Here is a 16,375-nt window from a genome sequence, read left to right as displayed (position 1 = left end):
ACCGCACCACAATTGCCGCGACCTCGGGCCCGGTCTCGGACACAATGTGCCGGTGCTGCTCACACTGACCGCGACCTCGGCACCCGGGTTTCCGGTGGCCTCGGACCTCGGCTTCCTGCTGCACAAGCATCCAGACCGAGTGCAGTCCTTCGAGTCCTCGGTCGGTGTCGCCCACGTGTTCTACCCGGAGTCGACGGCGCAGCGGTGCTCGGTCGCACTGCTCCTCGAGGTCGACCCGGTCGGCCTGGTGCGCAACAAGCGGTTCGGTGCGGACGGCTTCGCTCTGGCGCAGTACGTCAACGACAGGCCGTATGCCGCGTCCTCCCTGCTCGCTGTCGCGCTGGGTCGGGTGTTCGGCACAGCCATGAAGGGCCGGTGCTCGGCGCGTCCCGATCTCGAAGGAGCCCGCCTGACCCTGGAGGTGAAGGTGCCCGCAGTGCCGGCCCGCCGCGGCGGGCCCGACCTCGTCAGGGCCCTCTTCGAGCCGCTCGGGTGGGACGTCGAGGCGCGGCCGATCCCGCTCGACCGGGCGCGACCCGAGTGGGGGCTCTCGGAGTACGTGGACCTGACCCTGCGAGGCGAGCAGGTGCTCGCGGACGCGCTCGGGCACCTGTACGTCCTGCTGCCCGTCCTCGACGGCGCGAAGCACTACTGGGTGAGCCCCGACGAGGTGGACAAGCTGGTCCGCACGGGTGGCGGTTGGCTGGGTGATCACCCGGAGCGCGATCTCATCGTTCACCGCTACCTGGCCCGCCAGAGCTCGCTGGCCCGCGAGGCCACCGAGCGTCTCGAGGAGATCGACGACCGGCCGGCCGGTGATGGTGCGCTCGTTGACCCCAGCCTCGATCGGCGAGCCGCGGACGGCTCGGACGATGGGTCAGGAGACTCCTTCGGCGGCGCCGAAGGAGTCACCGGAGCCGGCGCGCGGGCAGGTGCCGTCGTCGCCGGTGTGCCGCTCGTGCGCCTTCGCCGCGAGGCGGTGCTGTCGGCGCTGCGGCGGCTCGGGGCCCGACGCGTTGTCGACCTCGGCTGTGGTGAGGGCGCCCTGCTGGCCGATCTCGTGGCCGATCCGTCCTTCTCCGATGTTCTCGGCATCGACGTGTCGTCGCGAGCGCTCGCCAAGGCGGAGAAGCGCCTGCGGCTGGACCGACTGCCCGACAGCCAGCGGGCCAGGGTCCGGCTCCGGCTGTCGTCGGTCACCTATCGCGACCAGGAGATCGCAGGAGCCGACGCGGTCGTGCTCATGGAGGTCATCGAGCACGTCGACCCGGACCGGCTGCCGGATGTCTCGAGGGCCGTCTTCGGGCACGCGCGGCCCGCGCACGCCGTGCTGACGACGCCGAACGCCGACTACAACGTTCTGTTCACGTCGCTGCCCGCCGGAGACCGGCGCCACCCCGACCACCGCTTCGAGTGGTCCCGCGCCGAGCTCGCGGCGTGGGCGGGTCACGTCGGGAATGCGTTCGGGTATGCCGTCGAGCTGGGCGGCATCGGCCCAGAGCACCCGGACCATGGGTGCCCGACGCAGCTCGCGGTCTTCTCGCGGGTGGACGTGACGGGCTCCGGCACGCCGACGGACGCGCCCTCCGAGCGGGCCGGCACCGCACCCCGGTCGGCTGCTGAGGGGGTGTCGACATGACACGCCGGATCGCGGTCCCCGAGCTGAGCCTCGTCGTCCTGGTCGGGGCGTCGGGCTCGGGTAAGTCGACGTTCGCGGCGCGGCACTTCGGCCGTTACGAGATCGTCTCGAGCGACGTCTGCCGCGGCATGGTCGCCGACGACGAGAACGACCAGTCAGCCTCGAAAGACGCGTTCGACGTCCTGGGCTACATCGTCGGGCGGCGGCTGGCCCGCGGGCGCCTGACCGTCGTCGACGCGACGAACGTGGCGCGCGACGCGCGCCGCCAGCTGCTCGACATCGCCAAGGAGCACGACGTGCTCCCCGTCGCGATCGTCTTGGACGTGCCGGTGGCGGTGGCCGTGGATCGGAACCGCTCGCGGCCCGACCGCGACTTCGGCGCCCGCGTGGTCCAGCGGCACCACGACCAGCTCCGCCGTTCGCTGCGCGGACTGGAGCGCGAGGGTTTTCGCAAGGTGCACGTCCTACGCGGTGTGGAGGAGGTCGAGGCGGCCGAGGTGGTCAGGGAGCGGCTCCTCAACGACCTCCGTCACGAGCACGGCCCGTTCGACGTCATCGGCGACGTGCACGGCTGCCTCGGTGAGCTGGTCGGGCTCCTCGAAGAGCTGGGGTACGTCGTTGCGCGAGACGGCCAGGGCCGGCCCGTCGACGCAGACCACCCGCAGGGCCGACAGGTCGTCTTCGTGGGCGACCTGGTCGACCGCGGACCGGACACACCCGGTGTGCTGCGCCTCGCCATGGGGATGCACGGAGCTGGACACGCGCTGGCCGTGCCGGGCAACCACGAGCACAAGCTCGTCAGGGCCCTGCGGGGCAACAAGGTCACCGTGAGTCACGGCCTCGAGACCACGCTGGCCCAGCTCGCCGGCGAGTCGGAGGAGTTCCGGACCGAGGTCGAGAAGTGGTGCTACGACCTCGTCTCGCACCTCGTCCTCGACGACGGACGCCTCGTCGTGGCTCACGCCGGGCTGAAGGAGGCCTACCACGGCCGTACCTCCGGCCGGGTGCGCTCGTTCGCGCTCTACGGCGACACGACCGGGGAGACCGACGAGTTCGGCCTACCCGTGCGGTACCCCTGGGCCCAGGACTACCGCGGCGCCGCGATGGTCCTCTACGGGCACACGCCGACACCCGACCCCGAGTGGGTCAACAACACGATGTGCCTGGATACCGGCTGCGTCTTCGGTGGTCATCTGACCGCGCTCCGCTACCCCGAGCGCGAGGTCGTCCAGGTCGCCGCGGAGCGAGTGTGGTACGAGCCGGCGAAGCCGTTTCCCGTCGCCGGGGCGGTGGACCCTGCAGCGGCCGGCGGGCCCACCCGCTCTGACGACGACCTGCACCTGTCCGATGTCCTTGGACGACGCGTCGTCGAGACGGCGCACCATGGCCGCATCAGCGTTCGCGGAGACCACGCCGCCGGCGCCCTCGAAGTCATGAGCCGGTTCGCGATGCACCCCCGGTGGGTGCCCTATCTGCCGCCGACGATGGCTCCCGTCGCGACCTCCACCGAGCCGGGGCTGCTCGAGCACCCGAACGAGGCGTTCGCGGCATACATCGCGGCAGGCGTGGACCGTGTCGTCTGCGAGGAGAAGCACATGGGCTCGCGTGCGGTCCTCGTGCTGACGCGCGACGCCGCAATGGCGGCAAGCCGTTTCGGGGCGGGGCCGGGGGAGACCGGCGCCGTCTACTCGCGCACCGGGCGGGCGCTGTTCGACCGGCCGACCACCGAGGTGCTGCTGTCCCGCCTGGGGCGGGCGATGGACGCAGCAGGCGTCTGGGACGAGCTCGGCACGTCCTGGGTCGTGGTCGATGCCGAGGTGCTGCCGTGGTCGCTCAAGGCCGGTGCGCTGCTGAGGCAGCAGTATGCCGCTGTCGGCGCAGCGGCCGGATCGTCGCTGCCCATCGCTCTCGAGGCTCTGGGTGGCGCCGCCAGCCGCGGCCTGCAGGTCGTGGAGCTGCTCGACCGTACCCGTCGACGTGAGGACGACGTGCGGCGATACGTCGAGGCGTACGGTCGGTATGTCTGGCCGACCCACGGCCTCGAGGGCGTCTCGTTCGCCCCGTTCCAGCTCCTCGCGTGGGAGGGCGGAGTCGGTGTCGAGCATGACCACCTCTGGCATCTGGACGTGGCGGACCGGCTGGTGGCAGCAGATCCTGACCTCTGGCGCTCGACTCGGCGGATGGTCGTCGACCTCGCAGACGAAGGCTCCCGCAGCGACGGGACTCGTTGGTGGCACGACCTGACCGACGCCGGCGGGGAGGGCATGGTCGTCAAGCCGCTCGCGAACCTCGTCCGCACCGCCAAGGGCCTGGCCCAGCCTGGGCTCAAGGTCCGTGGCCGCGAGTACCTCCGCATCATCTACGGCCCCGAGTACACCGAACCGGCCAACCTCGAGCGCCTGCGTGAGCGCAACCTCGGGCTGAAACGGTCGCTCGCCCTACGGGAGTACGCGCTCGGTCTCGAGTCGCTCGACCGGTTCGTGCGTGGCGAGCCCCTGTGGCGCGTCCACGAGGCCGTCTTCGCGGTGCTCGCGATGGAGTCGGAGCCCGCCGACCCACGGCTGTAGGCGGGCCGGCGGCATACTCCGTCGGTGCGGTCAGGCGGCCGCGCGACCGCCCGGCCCGGCGCGGCGGACCACCGCATCGTCGGCGATGGTCAGGTCGCCGTCGAGGACGACCCGGTCCCAGATGCGAGCGCGTGCGCCCACCTTGGTCCGGGGCCCGATCTTCGCACCGCGCCCGACCACGGCCTCCGGCCCGATGTGGGCACGGGTGCCGATCACGGCGTGCTCGTGCACAACGGCGCCGTGGTCGACCCACGCACCACTGCCGACTCGCACTCCGGCGCCGATGTGGGCGCCGCCGTCGACGTATGCCGACTTGTCGACGAAGGCCGTCGGGTCGACGGAGGCCGACCGCTCGACGAGCCCGTCGCCGTTCTCGTGGTGGAAGTACCGCAGGACACTCCCGTTGTCTTCCTCGATCTCCACGTACTTCTTCCGCTTCTGCATGACGTTCCACCTTCTCTCCGCGTTGAAGGCGCACGGCCAAGACGCGGCCGTGCGCACTTCGTACAACGTTCGAGTGAACTTGAGGATTCCGCGCTAGAGGCTCGGCCACCGAACGACAGACCGGTGCGCAGAGCCCACACCGCTCGGAGGCCTGTCGCGGCCTGTCGTGCTCACTCGACCTGTGATGCCTGGCGCTCCCTCGCGCCGCGTCGCAGCAGCACGACGCTCACCGCGACCACCCATACCCAGTAGCCCGTGTACGGCACCAGCCACGCGTTGGCGAACCCGATGTTCGCGGCATCGAAGGCGAAGTCCGCGAGGTCTCCTGAGATCCCACCGCGCGCGGTGGCCGTCGCCCCGGTCAAGACACCGTTCACGGCTGCGCAGGGCTGGTCCGGACCGGGACGCCGAGCAATTCCCGCACCCATCGCGCGGCCGGCCCTAGCATCAGGCACATGGGCGCATCCGACGTCCTCGCACCCGCGCCACGGCCCGAGTCGCATGGAGCGCTCCAGCGCCTGCTCGAGCGGCTCTCGACCATCGGCGCTCGCGAGGGGCGCACCGATGACGAAGGCCTGCGTCAGGGCACGCTGATCCTCGCCTCGGTGCTCATCGCGCTGCTGTCCTTCGTGTGGGTCGGCACGTACCTGGCGTTCGGGTACCCGCGGTCCGCCGCGATCCCGGCCGCGTACCAGCTGATCACCCTGGTGGGGCTCCTCGTCCTGTCGCGGACGAGCAACTTCGCGGTCTTCAGGACCACCCAGTTCGTCACCTTCCTCGTGCTCCCTGCGCTCCTGCAGGCATCGCTCGGCGGGTTCGTCGCCTCCAGCGGGATCGTGCTGTGGTCGCTTGTCGTCCCCTTGGCAGCGCTCGCGCTGGTCGGCCTGCGGCGCTCGCTGCTCTCCCTTGCGGCCTTCTTCGTCGTGGTCCTCGCCCTTGCCGTGCTCGACCCGTACCTGTCGCAGCACGCCGCACGACTGCCGAGCGGCGTGATCATCGCGTTCTTCGTGCTCAACGTCATCGGCGTCACGGTGAGCGCCTACATGATGCTGGGCTACTTCGTGGAGGAGCGCGAGAAGGCGCTGGCCGCGCTCCAGGTCGAGCAGGCGCGGTCCGAGCGGCTGCTGCTCAACGTCCTGCCGGCGCCGATCGCCCGGCGGCTCAAGACGAGCGACGGGGTCATCGCCGAGCACTACGACTCCGTCAGCGTGCTCTTCGCCGACCTCGTCGGCTTCACCGAGCAGTCCCAGGTCATGGCGCCCGGCGAGCTCGTCGAGCTGCTCGACCGCATCTTCTCCGCCTTCGACCGGCACGCCGACGCCGAGGGCATCGAGAAGATCAAGACGATCGGCGACTCCTACATGGTTGCCGGCGGGCTGCCTGAGCCGAGGCCGGACCATCTCGCGGCCGTCGCCCGGACGGCGCTGGCGATGCGGCATGAGATCGCCGACATCTCGAGCGAGCCCGGCTGTGAGTGGCTCGCGGTGCGGATCGGCATCGACACGGGGCCGGCCGTGGCCGGGGTCATCGGGCGGCGCAAGTTCATCTACGACCTGTGGGGCGACACCGTCAACACGGCGAGCCGGATGGAATCCCATGGTGTGCCAGGGCAGATCCAGGTGACCGAGCGAGTAGCGGCCGCGCTCGGCGACGCCTTCGCGGTCCGTCCCCGCGGGACGATCGAGGTCAAGGGCAAGGGCCTCATGACGACGTTCCTGCTCGACGGCTGAGACACCGGGCGTCCGCTGACCGGGCCGATGGGGCCCCCTCGGCGGCGCGGCATACGGTGGTGGTCATGAACTTCCGATACCTCGGCAACAGTGGACTCAAGATCTCCGAGATCACGTACGGCAACTGGCTGACCCACGGCTCGCAGGTGGAGAACGACGTTGCGGCCCAGTGCGTCCGTGCGGCCCTCGACGCCGGCATCAGCACGTTCGACACGGCCGACGTCTACGCGAACACCGCCGCGGAGACCGTCCTGGGCGAGGCCCTCAAGGGCGAGCGCCGCGAGGGCCTGGAGATCTTCACGAAGGTCTACTGGCCCACCGGACCCGGCGGCAAGAACGACACGGGCCTGTCCCGCAAGCACATCATGGAGTCGATCAACGGCTCGCTCCAGCGCCTCCAGACCGACTACGTCGACCTCTACCAGGCGCACCGCTACGACACCGAGACCCCGCTCGAGGAGACGATGCAGGCGTTCGCCGACATCGTCCGTCAAGGCAAGGCGCTCTACATCGGCGTCAGCGAATGGACGGCCGACCAGATCCGTGACGGCCACAAGCTCGCGAAAGACCTTGGCTTCCAGCTGATCTCGAGCCAGCCACAGTACTCCATGCTGTGGCGGGTCATCGAGGGCGAGGTCGTCCCCACCTGCGAGGAGCTCGGCATCAGCCAGATCGTGTGGAGCCCGGTCGCGCAGGGCGTGCTCACGGGCAAGTACCTCCCGGGCCAGCCGCTGCCCGAGGGGTCGCGCGCGACGGACGAGAAGGGCGGCGCCAGCTTCATCAGCCGGTTCCTCAACGACGACGTGCTCACGCGCGTGCAGGCGCTCAAGCCGGTCGCCGACGAGGCCGGCCTGACGATGGCGCAGCTCGCGGTCGCCTGGGTCCTGCAGAACGACAACGTGGCCGCGGCCCTGGTCGGGGCCTCGCGCCCGGAGCAGGTCGCCGAGAACGTCAAGGCTGCGGGCGTGAAGCTGGAGCCGGAGCTCATGGCCAAGATCGACGAGGTCCTCGGCGACATCGTGGTGCGCGACCCCGGCAAGACCTCCGAGACCGCACCCAAGACGCGCGTCGCCTGACGGCGCGAGTGCACCGGGTGGCGGCAGGAGCTGCCGTCACCCGGTCCCCTCACCCGGCTGTGCGTTGCAGGTCTTCGGGGCTCAGGCCCCTTCCTGCACCTGGTAGATGCGGTCGGCGACGAGGCCGTGCGCCTCGCGGTGCACGGTGTTCGCAGCCTCTGCATCCGGCGCCTCGACGAGGCAGAAGATCTGCCCCTTGTCCTCGTCGACCCAGTAGCGCAGGTAGTTGACGTCGTGTGAGCCCTGGGTCGCCAGGTCGGCCTGGTGCGCCTTGGCGACGTCGTTCATCGTGACCCCGTCGCCCAGCGAGTGGACGTCCATGAACAGTGGCATTTCCGGTCCTTTCGTGAAGTCGTTGACGGGTAAAGCGTCCGTCGTCGGCGCCACGTCGTCATGGGTGGCCGCTACCCATTCGTCGTCGCCAGGCCACCCATCTCGACCAGCTCGCGCCGGCTGCTGGCGCCGAGCTTGGCCAGGATCGAGGCCACGTGGTGCTCGGCGGTGCGGCGGGAGATGACGAGCCGCTCGGCGATGCCTGCGTCCGACAGGCCACGGCGGACCAGGTCGAGCACCTCCGCCTCCCGGGCCGTGAGGCCGTTCGGGTGATCGCGCGTCGTCGGGCGTGGCAGCCTGGGCGCCGGCCAGCCCCGGGCACGAAGCTGCGCCCGGGCGCGCGCCGCGGCCGCATGAGCGCCGATGCTCTCGAAGACCGCCACCGCCTCCGTGAGCGACTCGCGGTCGTCGCTGCGCGCGAGGGCGAGGCCCTGGTCGAAGGGGGAGTCGAGTGCAGCCCACAGCGTCGCGGCCTCGCGCCACCGCCCGGCGAGCTCGGCGGCATACGGCGGTGCGATGTGGTCCACCTCGCCGCTGTCCGCCGGGCCGAGCCACCGAGCGATCATGCCGCGGTTCCATGGGCAGTCAGACATCTGCGCGATCGGCCACGTCTCGGCTGCATGTCTCGCTGGCGAGTCGAGATCGCCTGCAAGCCAAGCGATCTCGCAGCGGGCCGCGACGACCGGGGCAACACGCTGGACCTCGCGCATCCCCTCGGCGAGCGCTGCCGCCCGATCGAGGAAGGCGTCGGAGCCGGGCTCGCCTGCCCGAGCGCGGGTCTGCGCCTGCGTGACCAGCGGCTCGACCGCTCCGACCGACGCGACGTCGGCGTGCTGGAGCACCGTCTCAGCAGCCATGGTCGCCTCCGCGTGCTCGCCTCGGTCGAGGTGGAACCGTGACCGCCATCCATGCAGGTACAGGGTCCATGAGTCGAGGTCGCGATCAGTGCAGTAGTCGATGCCCTCGTCGAGGTAGTGCCGTGCGTCGGCGTTCCGGTGCTGAAGCACGGCACTCGACGCGAGGTTGCAGTAGGCACGGGCGGCATGCTCGTGCAGGTCGGTTGCCCGTGCCTGGGCCAGGCTCTGGGTCAGCAGGTCCGTGCCCGCAACGTAGTCTCCCGCGCTGATCTCCATGGTGCCGAGGTTGTTCAGCGCGTGCACGCGCACCTCCGTCCTGCCTGGGCTGTCGGGCAGCCGCTCGACGAGCTGCAGGGTGCGGTCCCCCCATACGCGGGTTCCGGCCAGGTCCGCAGAGAGCATGCGAAGCTGCGTCGCGTTGCTGTAGGCGTAAGCGAGCTCGACGGTGGGGGAGCCTGGTTCCAGGACCTCGATCGCGAGGCGTGACTGCTCGACGGCGGCATCGTTGTCGCCGGCGAACCACTGGAGCCGCGACAGGCAGCGCCAGGCGTCCCCGACCCGCACGGTCTCGCCGAGCCCCTCCCAGATGGTCCGGGCCGCCTCCACCGCCTCGATCGCGCCCTCGATTGCGTCGGTCAGGTACAGCTCGTAGCCGAGGGCCCACAGCAGGTCGGCGCGCCGCGTCTCCGGGACGGCGCCGGGCGGCATACCGTCCGCGAACCGGAGGGCGCGGCGGTACTGCTCGACCGCTTCGCGATGCGCGCCGAGTGCAGCGGCACGGGCTCCCGCCTCGGGCGCGAACTCCAGCACGGCCTCGGCGTCGCCCGCGGCGTCGGCGTGGTGTGCGAGCCTGGCCGGGTCCGCACTGCGCTGTCGCAACGCCTTGAGCAGCCTGCGGTGTACATGGATCCGGCGCCCCGCCGGCACCTCGTCTGCGACGGCAAGACGCCCCAGCTCGTGCCGGAAGGTGATGTCGCCATCGCTCTGGTGGAGGAGTCCCCGGCTGAGCGGCTCGTCGAGCGTCAGCAGCCCGTCGTGGAGCAGCTCGTCCAACAGGTCGGTCTCAGCCCGGGACCCTGCGAGAGCCACGACCTCGAGGGCCCGCTGGGCAGGCTCGCTCAGGCGTGCGACGCGTGCGAGCACCGCGTCACGGACCGTCGGCGGGACCAGCGCCGCCCCGCCGGAAAGGACCTCGGTCACGAAGAATGCGTTCCCACCCGTCACCGCGTGCAGACGCGCGGCGTCCACGGGCGCATCGGCCGGGAACTCCTGGGCGTGCTCGCGGGTCATGGCCGCGACGGCCTTGGAGGTCAGCGCGGGCAGGTCGATCCGGCGCGTGCCGTTCGCGGAGGCGGTGTCCCCGAGCACCATCCGCAGCCCGCTCCCCGCGCCGAGGTCCTCGGGCCGGTACGTGACCACGACCAGTGTGTTGCAGCCGTGGACGCGGCGGGCCAGGTGCCGCACGAGGTCGAGCGTCGCCTCGTCCGCCCAGTGCGCGTCCTCGACGACGAGCAGATACGGCTCGCTCCCCGGCGGAGTGCGCAGCGCTTCGACCAGCCGCCCGAACACCTCGTGCCGCGAGGAGTCGCCCTGCCACACCCCTGCCGGGAGGCGTGGAAGCATCTCGACGAGAGGACCGAGCGGGGCCGGGGTCGCCGATCCGTCACAGGTGCCGACCGCCACCCGCGCCCGGTCGGCCGCGTCGGTGGCCACCTGGGCGACGAATGTCGACTTGCCGATTCCCGCCTCACCTGACACGTAGACGAGCCGTCCATGGCCCGCGGCCGCATCGTCGAGGTACCCAGCCATTGCGCGCAGCTGCTCGGCGCGCTCGTGGAGCGTCACCCGTCGATGCTACGAGCGGTCCCTGTATGCCGCCCGCGACTTCGCCCGGACGCCAACGGTCGGCGACGCCATTCCTCGCGGTGGGGGCCCATATCCCGGCGCGTGAGCACGCGAACCCCCGGACCGCAAAACCTGACGAAGGCCGCAAGTCTCCACCGGGCTTGCGACGATTGCTTCCGCGTGCCTGCGGTCGGGTCTACGTTCGGCAGCATGACCGCCAATGGGGACGGTCAGTCGACGGAGCGCGTCGCGCGCGACCGTCGTGGAAGTGAGGATCAATGTCCGTCTTTGCTTCTCGGGGAAGAACTCGGATGCTCGTCGCCGCGGCCGCCATCACGGCCGGAGCTCTTGCCCTCGCAGGCGTCGGCCCCACCACGGGTGCGTCGGCTGCGGACACGTCCCAGACCGGGACCGCCACCTACGTCGTCGTCTACCAGACAGGGGTATCGACGTCCGGCGCCGCCCAGGCCGTCGGCGCAGCCGGTGGCCAGGTAGTGGCCAACTACTCACAGATCGGCGTCGTCATCGCCAGATCGTCCAACGCGAGCTTCGCGAGCACCATGCGCGCGACAACCGGCGTCGAAGGGGCCTCTGCCACTGCGAAGTTCGCCACTCGCGTCGACGGCGGCAGCACCGACTCCGGCGCCGCAGACACGCCGGTCGGCAACGCGCCAGTGACCGACAACGACACCTTCTCGGGCCTCCAATGGGACATGGCACAGATCCACGTCCCCGAGGCCCACACGATCACGGGTGGGAGCCCGAACGTCGTCGTCGCCGACATCGACACCGGCCTCGACTTCACCCACCCCGACCTCGCGCCCAACTACGACGCGGCCGCAAGCGCCAACTGCACGAGCGGGACACCGACGGCGCTCGGTCCCACCAATGACGACAACGGCCACGGCACCCACACGGCCGGCACGATCGCCGCCGCGGCCAACGGCATCGGCATCGTCGGCGTGGCCCCCAACGTGAAGATCGCGGGCGTCAAGGCCGGCGACGCTGCCGGGTTCTTCTTCCCGGAGGCCGTCATCTGCTCCTACATGTGGGTGGCCGATCACGGTGTGGCCCTCACGAACAACAGCTACTTCGCCGACCCGTGGCTCTTCAACTGCAAGAACGACCCCGACCAGCGCGCCATCTGGCTGGCCGAGCAGCGTGCCCTCAAGCGCGCCCAGTCCAAGGGTGTCGTCTTCGTCGCGGCGGAGGGCAACCAGGCCGACGACCTGTCGCACCCCACGCAGGACGTCACGAGTCCCGACGACACCACGCCGGTGACCCGAGCCGTCACCAACGCCTGCGCGGTCATGCCGGTCGAGGTGTCGGGTGTCGTAGGTGTCTCGGCCACGGGCAACCTGGGCCTCAAGTCGTTCTACTCGTCGTACGGCTCGTCCAGCGTCGATGTGGCCGCCCCCGGGGGCGACTCGATCCTGCAGCGCACGGCCGCCGCACCGAACGGTCGTGTGCTGTCTGCCTGGCCGATGCAGGACATCGCCAACTGCCTGCCGGCGCGGCGTCTGTTCGACAGCTCCACCAACCCGCCGACGCTCTACTGCTACCAGCAGGGCACCTCGATGGCCTCGCCGCACGCCGTGGGGGTTGGAGCACTCATCGCGAGCGTCACCGGCAAGCGGGGCGGCGCCCTCGCGGCGGCGCTACAGAACGCCGTGGACCCGATCGCGTGCCCGTCGGACACGTCGGCCTACGACTTCTTCCCGGCCGTCGACAACGGCGCGCCGCAGACCTGTCAGGGCGGCACGGGACACAACAGCTGGTACGGGGCAGGGCAGGTGAACGCCCTCACGGCCGTTGGCGGCTGACCCTCTGTCGACGACCAGCGCGGATGCCGTCCGGCGGGCTCACGAGCCCACCGGACGGCATACGCCGGCCCGCTCCTGTCAGCCGTCGGCTCCTGGATCGGCGTCGACGACGTCACCCCGGTGGTACTCGTCGTCCATCTCGAGGTCGTCGATCTCGACCGGCCTCTCTGCCGGAGGCGCGGGCGGGGGCGCGTCCTGCTCGGCCTGGTCCCGGCGGTCGTCATCGATGAGGGGCACTCGAGTGTCGTCCGTCTGGTCAGTCATGCATCCAGGCCTACCCAAGGTCCGGGTGCGGCACAACCCCTGAGCCCGGCACAGAGTGCGAGCGGGATCACCCGCAGGGAATGACCTGTCGTCCGCAGGTCAGGGGCACGATGATCGTGAGGGATCGCTCCAATGGCGCCCGCACAGGAGGAGGACTCACACATGGACGGCAAGGACGGCACCCGAACGATCGTCGTCGGCTTCGACGGCTCGCCGGGCTCTGGGCAGGCTCTGGACTGGGCGGCCGCGACGGCCAAGGACCTCAGTGCGAAGCTCACAATCGTCCACGCGGTCAACCTCGGGATGATCCCGGGGTTCTCGATGTTCGACGGGAACGAGTACGAGAACACCGTCGACGACGCGTCGAAGTCGGTCCTCGACGACGCTCGCGCCCGTGCGCGGCTGCACCTCGACGACGCCGCGATCTCGACGTCCAACGACATGGGAACGCCGGCCGGGGCCCTGGTGGAGCTCTCAGCGACCGCAGATCTTGTCGTCACGGGCACGCGTGCCCGCGGTCGCCTCGCCGGCGGTCTGCTTGGCTCGACATCGTATTCGGTTGCGGCACATGCGAAGTGCCCAGTTGTCGTGGTCCGCGCGATGCACGGTGACGACGCTGCGCCGCCTCGGCCCGGTCCCGACCGCGCCGTCGTCGTGGGAGTCGACGACTCCGACCCCGCCAGCCGAGCGGTCGTCGCCGCCGCCGAGGTCGCCGCCTTGTCCGGGGCACCGCTACGGATCGCGTATGTCGCCCACGCACCCTCGATGGAGAGCTGGGCGTACGTCGAGACCTCGAAGGCCGGCAGTGACGCGACCCACCGGGTGCGCCAGCACGCCGACACCACGCTGGAGGCGGCCGCCGACCACGCCAAGGCTGCGAACCCCGACCTCGACGTGTCGACGGAGGTTCTCTACGGCGAACCGGGGCCGGTCCTGGCCGAGCTTGCGTCGACAGCGGGCCTGGTCGTCGTCGGGTCGCGCGGGCGTGGCGGCTTCGCGGGGATGTTGCTGGGCTCGACGAGCCACCGGCTCATCCACGACGCCACCTGCCCCGTCATGGTCGTGCGCTGACCGCACCACTCTGAGGTGGCGGATGCCGTCAGGGGCGCGTATGCAGCTCGGCCGCGATCGCCTCGGCGGCTGCATGCAAGGGCTCGATCGCAGTCTCGACCACGGCGTCGCCCATCCGCGGGAGTGGACCGGACATCGAGATGGCCAGACGGTCGTCGCCCGGCACGGCGACGGCGACACACCGCACGCCGAGCTCCTGCTCTTCGTTGTCGAGGGCGTAGCCGCGCCCGCGGGTGCGCTCGAGCTCGGCGATGAACTCATCGGGCGTGGTGATGGTGTGGGTGGTTCGTGTCGCCATGCCGGTGCGCGACAGCAGGGCCCGCACCGTGGCGTCGTCGGTCTTGGCCAGTATCGCCTTGCCGACCGCCGTCGTGTGCGGGTCGACCCGCCGGCCCACCTCGGTGAACATCCGCATGGAGTTCTGGGACGGCATGACCTGGCCGACGTAGACGACCTGGTCGCCGTCGAGCATCGCGAGGTTCACCGACTCGCCGAGCCGCGAGACAACCTGCGACAGGTGCGGCCGGGCCCAGGTTGCGAGTCGGCGAGAGGTCGTCTCGCCGAGACGGATCAGGCGCGGGCCCAGAGAGTACTGTCGCGAGGGCTCCTGCCGGACGTAGCCGAGGTCGACGAGCGTGCGCACCAGCCGATGGATCGTCGGCAGCGGCAGCCCGGTGTCATGGGCGAGCTGGGAGAGGCTGATGACCCCACCCGCGTCGGCGATCGTCTCGAGGATCGTGAACGCCCGGTCGAGCGACTGCACCCCGCCGGACCCCTTGGCCCCGCCGTCGCCAGCGCCGGAGCGGCCACCGGACCCGGCACTCGAGCGCGCACTGGACCGCGCGCTCGACTGGGCGCTCGAGCCGCTGGAGCCGCCGCCCGACGTCGCTCTGCCGGTCGAGGTGCGTGCGGGCATCGGTCCTGCCTCTCCTGGTCGGCCTCACCGAGAAGACTCTCGTTTGTGAGAAGTATTTTCCGTATGATGAAATCATACTCACGCGGGGCCGTGCGAGCAGCCTCGTGACGCAAGTCTTGCAGGCCGACCGGTGCCGTCGCCGACGCGACGTGCGCGTGTCCAGTCCCACCCGAGTCGCGAAGGAGCGAGCATGGCTGCCACCGGGTCCATCACCGTCCACGGCCCCACCGTCGAACGACAGGACGAGATTCTCACCCCGGAGGCGCTCGACCTCGTCGCCGACCTCCAGAGCCGGTTCGGCGCGCGTCGCGACGAGCTGCTCGCAGCCCGGGTCGCACGGCGGGCGGCGCTCGCGGGTGGGAGGACACTGGACTTCCTGCCCGAGACGCGCGGGGTGCGTGAGGGCGACTGGAAGGTGCCGCCGCCCCCCGATGCGCTGAAGGACCGCCGCGTCGAGATCACCGGCCCGACCGACCGCAAGATGGCGATCAACGCGCTCAACTCGGGCGCGAAGGTCTGGCTGGCCGATCTCGAGGACGCCAACACCCCCCACTGGCGTAACGTCGTCGGCGGTCAGGTGAGCCTTTATGACGCCGTCCGGGGGACGATCACGTTCACCAGCGTCGACGGCAAGGAGTACGCCGTGCGGGAGACCGGCTCGACGCCGGTGATCCTGCCCCGTCCGAGGGGTTGGCACTTCGACGAGGACCACCTGCGCATCGACGGCCGTCCGGTGGTGGCGGCGTTCGTCGACTTCGGGCTCTTCATGCTCCACAACGCCCAGGTGCTCGCGCGCCAGGGACGGGGGCCCTACTTCTACCTGCCCAAGATGGAGTCGCACCTCGAAGCGCGCCTCTGGAACGACGTCTTCACGCACGCGGAGCAGGTGCTGGGTCTGGAGCCAGGCACGGTCCGGGCCACGGTGCTCATCGAGACGATCACGGCCGCCTTCGAGATGGACGAGATCCTCTGGGAGCTGCGGGAGCACGCGGCCGGGCTCAACGCCGGCCGCTGGGACTACCTCTTCTCGATCATCAAGAACTTCCGCGACGCGGGGCCGGCCTTCACGCTGCCCGACCGCAACGACGTGACGATGAACGCGCCGATGATGAAGGCATACAGCGACCTGCTCGTGGCCACCTGCCACCGGCGGGGCGCCATGGCGATCGGAGGGATGGCGGCGTTCATCCCCAGCCGCCGCGACCCGGAGGTCAACGAGCGGGCGTTCGCCAAGGTGCGCGAGGACAAGACTCGCGAGGTGACGGCGGGCTTCGACGGCTCGTGGGTCGCTCATCCCGACCTGGTGCCGTTGTGTGCGGAGCTGTTCACCGCGACGCTGGGCGAGCGGCCCAACCAGCTCGAGCGGCAGCGCGACGACGTGTCCGTCGCCGGTGCCGACCTGCTTGCCGTGGACAAGACGCCGGGCGCGCGGACGATCGAGGGCCTGCGGGGCAACGTCGCCGTCGGGATCCAGTACGTCCACGCCTGGCTCTCGGGCAACGGAGCCGCCGGCATCAACAACCTCATGGAGGACGCCGCCACGGCGGAGATCTCCCGCTCCCAGGTCTGGCAGTGGGTCCACAACGACGTCGCGCTCGACTCGGGTGAGACGGTGACGCGTGAGCTCGTCGAGGACGTCGTGGAGCAGGAGTATGCCGGCCTGCGCGGTCGCATCGGGTCGGACGTTTTCGACGCAGATCCCTTGTGGGACAAGGCCCGTCAGCTCTTCGCCGACACGGCGCTCGCCGACATCTTCCCCGACTTCCTCACGCTGCCGGCATACGAGGTGGTTCTCGCCGACGGCGAGTGA

General features: G+C 70.6%; 13 protein-coding genes. 7 read left to right on the top strand and 6 right to left on the bottom strand.

Translation table 11 applies throughout. The features are described from left to right. Positions 1–52: 52 nt before the first annotated feature. On the top strand, positions 53–1,639 hold the full coding sequence (locus ACYVLP_RS20605; RefSeq protein ID WP_460629188.1) for a 3' terminal RNA ribose 2'-O-methyltransferase Hen1: 1,587 nt from the start codon (positions 53–55) through the stop codon (positions 1,637–1,639). Continuing rightward, positions 1,636–4,206, top strand: a complete 2,571-nt coding sequence (locus ACYVLP_RS20600) for a polynucleotide kinase-phosphatase (RefSeq protein WP_460629187.1) — start codon at positions 1,636–1,638, stop codon at positions 4,204–4,206. Before ACYVLP_RS20605 ends, ACYVLP_RS20600 begins: the two co-directional genes overlap by 4 nt. A gap of 30 nt (positions 4,207–4,236) precedes the next feature. On the opposite strand, the gene ACYVLP_RS20595 is transcribed toward ACYVLP_RS20600, so the two are convergent. Together ACYVLP_RS20595 and ACYVLP_RS20590 are read right to left on the bottom strand one after the other, a co-directional pair. Then, the gene (locus tag ACYVLP_RS20595) at positions 4,237–4,650 is read right to left on the bottom strand and encodes a transferase (RefSeq protein ID WP_460629186.1); all 414 of its coding nucleotides are present in this window, start codon (positions 4,648–4,650) and stop codon (positions 4,237–4,239) included. Positions 4,651–4,820: 170 nt separating this feature from the next. Next, complete coding sequence (locus ACYVLP_RS20590; RefSeq protein WP_460629185.1) at positions 4,821–5,015, bottom strand: hypothetical protein; 195 nt, start codon at positions 5,013–5,015, stop codon at positions 4,821–4,823. Positions 5,016–5,105: 90 nt separating this feature from the next. Here ACYVLP_RS20590 and ACYVLP_RS20585 point away from each other — a divergent pair, with 90 nt between their 5' ends. Next, entirely contained in the window at positions 5,106–6,380 is a 1,275-nt protein-coding gene (locus ACYVLP_RS20585) for an adenylate/guanylate cyclase domain-containing protein (protein WP_460629184.1), read from the top strand. Between the two features lie 65 nt (positions 6,381–6,445). Then, positions 6,446–7,456, top strand: a complete 1,011-nt coding sequence (locus ACYVLP_RS20580) for an aldo/keto reductase family protein (protein ID WP_460629183.1) — start codon at positions 6,446–6,448, stop codon at positions 7,454–7,456. 81 nt (positions 7,457–7,537) lie between these two features. Here the strand turns inward: ACYVLP_RS20580 and ACYVLP_RS20575 are convergent, their stop codons facing one another. Next, a complete protein-coding gene (locus ACYVLP_RS20575) occupies positions 7,538–7,789 on the bottom strand; it encodes a DUF4242 domain-containing protein (RefSeq protein ID WP_460629182.1) in 252 nt (83 codons plus the stop codon). A gap of 71 nt (positions 7,790–7,860) precedes the next feature. After that, entirely contained in the window at positions 7,861–10,491 is a 2,631-nt protein-coding gene (locus ACYVLP_RS20570; protein WP_460629181.1) for an ATP-binding protein, read from the bottom strand. Positions 10,492–10,802: 311 nt separating this feature from the next. On the opposite strand from ACYVLP_RS20570, the gene ACYVLP_RS20565 reads away from it, so the two are divergent. Next, positions 10,803–12,314, top strand: coding sequence for a S8 family serine peptidase (locus ACYVLP_RS20565; RefSeq protein WP_460629180.1), 1,512 nt, complete (start codon positions 10,803–10,805; stop codon positions 12,312–12,314). A gap of 78 nt (positions 12,315–12,392) precedes the next feature. Here ACYVLP_RS20565 and ACYVLP_RS20560 read toward each other — a convergent pair whose 3' ends face one another. Then, entirely contained in the window at positions 12,393–12,578 is a 186-nt protein-coding gene (locus tag ACYVLP_RS20560; protein WP_460629179.1) for a hypothetical protein, read from the bottom strand. A 132-nt stretch (positions 12,579–12,710) separates the two neighbouring features. On the opposite strand from ACYVLP_RS20560, the gene ACYVLP_RS20555 reads away from it, so the two are divergent. Further along, the gene (locus ACYVLP_RS20555) at positions 12,711–13,649 is read left to right on the top strand and encodes a universal stress protein (RefSeq protein ID WP_460629178.1); all 939 of its coding nucleotides are present in this window, start codon (positions 12,711–12,713) and stop codon (positions 13,647–13,649) included. A gap of 28 nt (positions 13,650–13,677) precedes the next feature. Here the strand turns inward: ACYVLP_RS20555 and ACYVLP_RS20550 are convergent, their stop codons facing one another. After that, positions 13,678–14,565 carry an IclR family transcriptional regulator gene (locus tag ACYVLP_RS20550; RefSeq protein ID WP_460629177.1) on the bottom strand — a complete coding sequence of 296 codons (888 nt, stop codon included), beginning with the start codon at positions 14,563–14,565 and terminating at the stop codon, positions 13,678–13,680. Positions 14,566–14,755: 190 nt separating this feature from the next. Here ACYVLP_RS20550 and aceB point away from each other — a divergent pair, with 190 nt between their 5' ends. Further along, on the top strand, positions 14,756–16,375 hold the full coding sequence (gene aceB, locus ACYVLP_RS20545) for a malate synthase A (RefSeq protein ID WP_460629176.1): 1,620 nt from the start codon (positions 14,756–14,758) through the stop codon (positions 16,373–16,375).

The organism is Intrasporangium mesophilum, from assembly GCF_054783095.1.
Note: the sequence above shows the minus strand (reverse complement) of the source record. Positions and strands in the feature narration are given on the sequence as shown.

Excerpts from the sequence above, each read along its gene's own strand:
- ACYVLP_RS20600 (WP_460629187.1), top strand. The coding sequence starts at position 1,636 with ATGACACGCCGGATCGCGGTCCCCGAGCTGAGCCTCGTCGTCCTGGTC.
- ACYVLP_RS20595 (WP_460629186.1), bottom strand. The coding sequence starts at position 4,650 with ATGCAGAAGCGGAAGAAGTACGTGGAGATCGAGGAAGACAACGGGAGT.
- ACYVLP_RS20585 (WP_460629184.1), top strand. The coding sequence starts at position 5,106 with ATGGGCGCATCCGACGTCCTCGCACCCGCGCCACGGCCCGAGTCGCAT.
- ACYVLP_RS20580 (WP_460629183.1), top strand. The coding sequence starts at position 6,446 with ATGAACTTCCGATACCTCGGCAACAGTGGACTCAAGATCTCCGAGATC.
- ACYVLP_RS20575 (WP_460629182.1), bottom strand. The coding sequence starts at position 7,789 with ATGCCACTGTTCATGGACGTCCACTCGCTGGGCGACGGGGTCACGATG.
- ACYVLP_RS20565 (WP_460629180.1), top strand. The coding sequence starts at position 10,803 with ATGCTCGTCGCCGCGGCCGCCATCACGGCCGGAGCTCTTGCCCTCGCA.
- ACYVLP_RS20560 (WP_460629179.1), bottom strand. The coding sequence starts at position 12,578 with ATGACTGACCAGACGGACGACACTCGAGTGCCCCTCATCGATGACGAC.
- ACYVLP_RS20555 (WP_460629178.1), top strand. The coding sequence starts at position 12,711 with ATGGCGCCCGCACAGGAGGAGGACTCACACATGGACGGCAAGGACGGC.
- ACYVLP_RS20550 (WP_460629177.1), bottom strand. The coding sequence starts at position 14,565 with ATGCCCGCACGCACCTCGACCGGCAGAGCGACGTCGGGCGGCGGCTCC.
- aceB (WP_460629176.1), top strand. The coding sequence starts at position 14,756 with ATGGCTGCCACCGGGTCCATCACCGTCCACGGCCCCACCGTCGAACGA.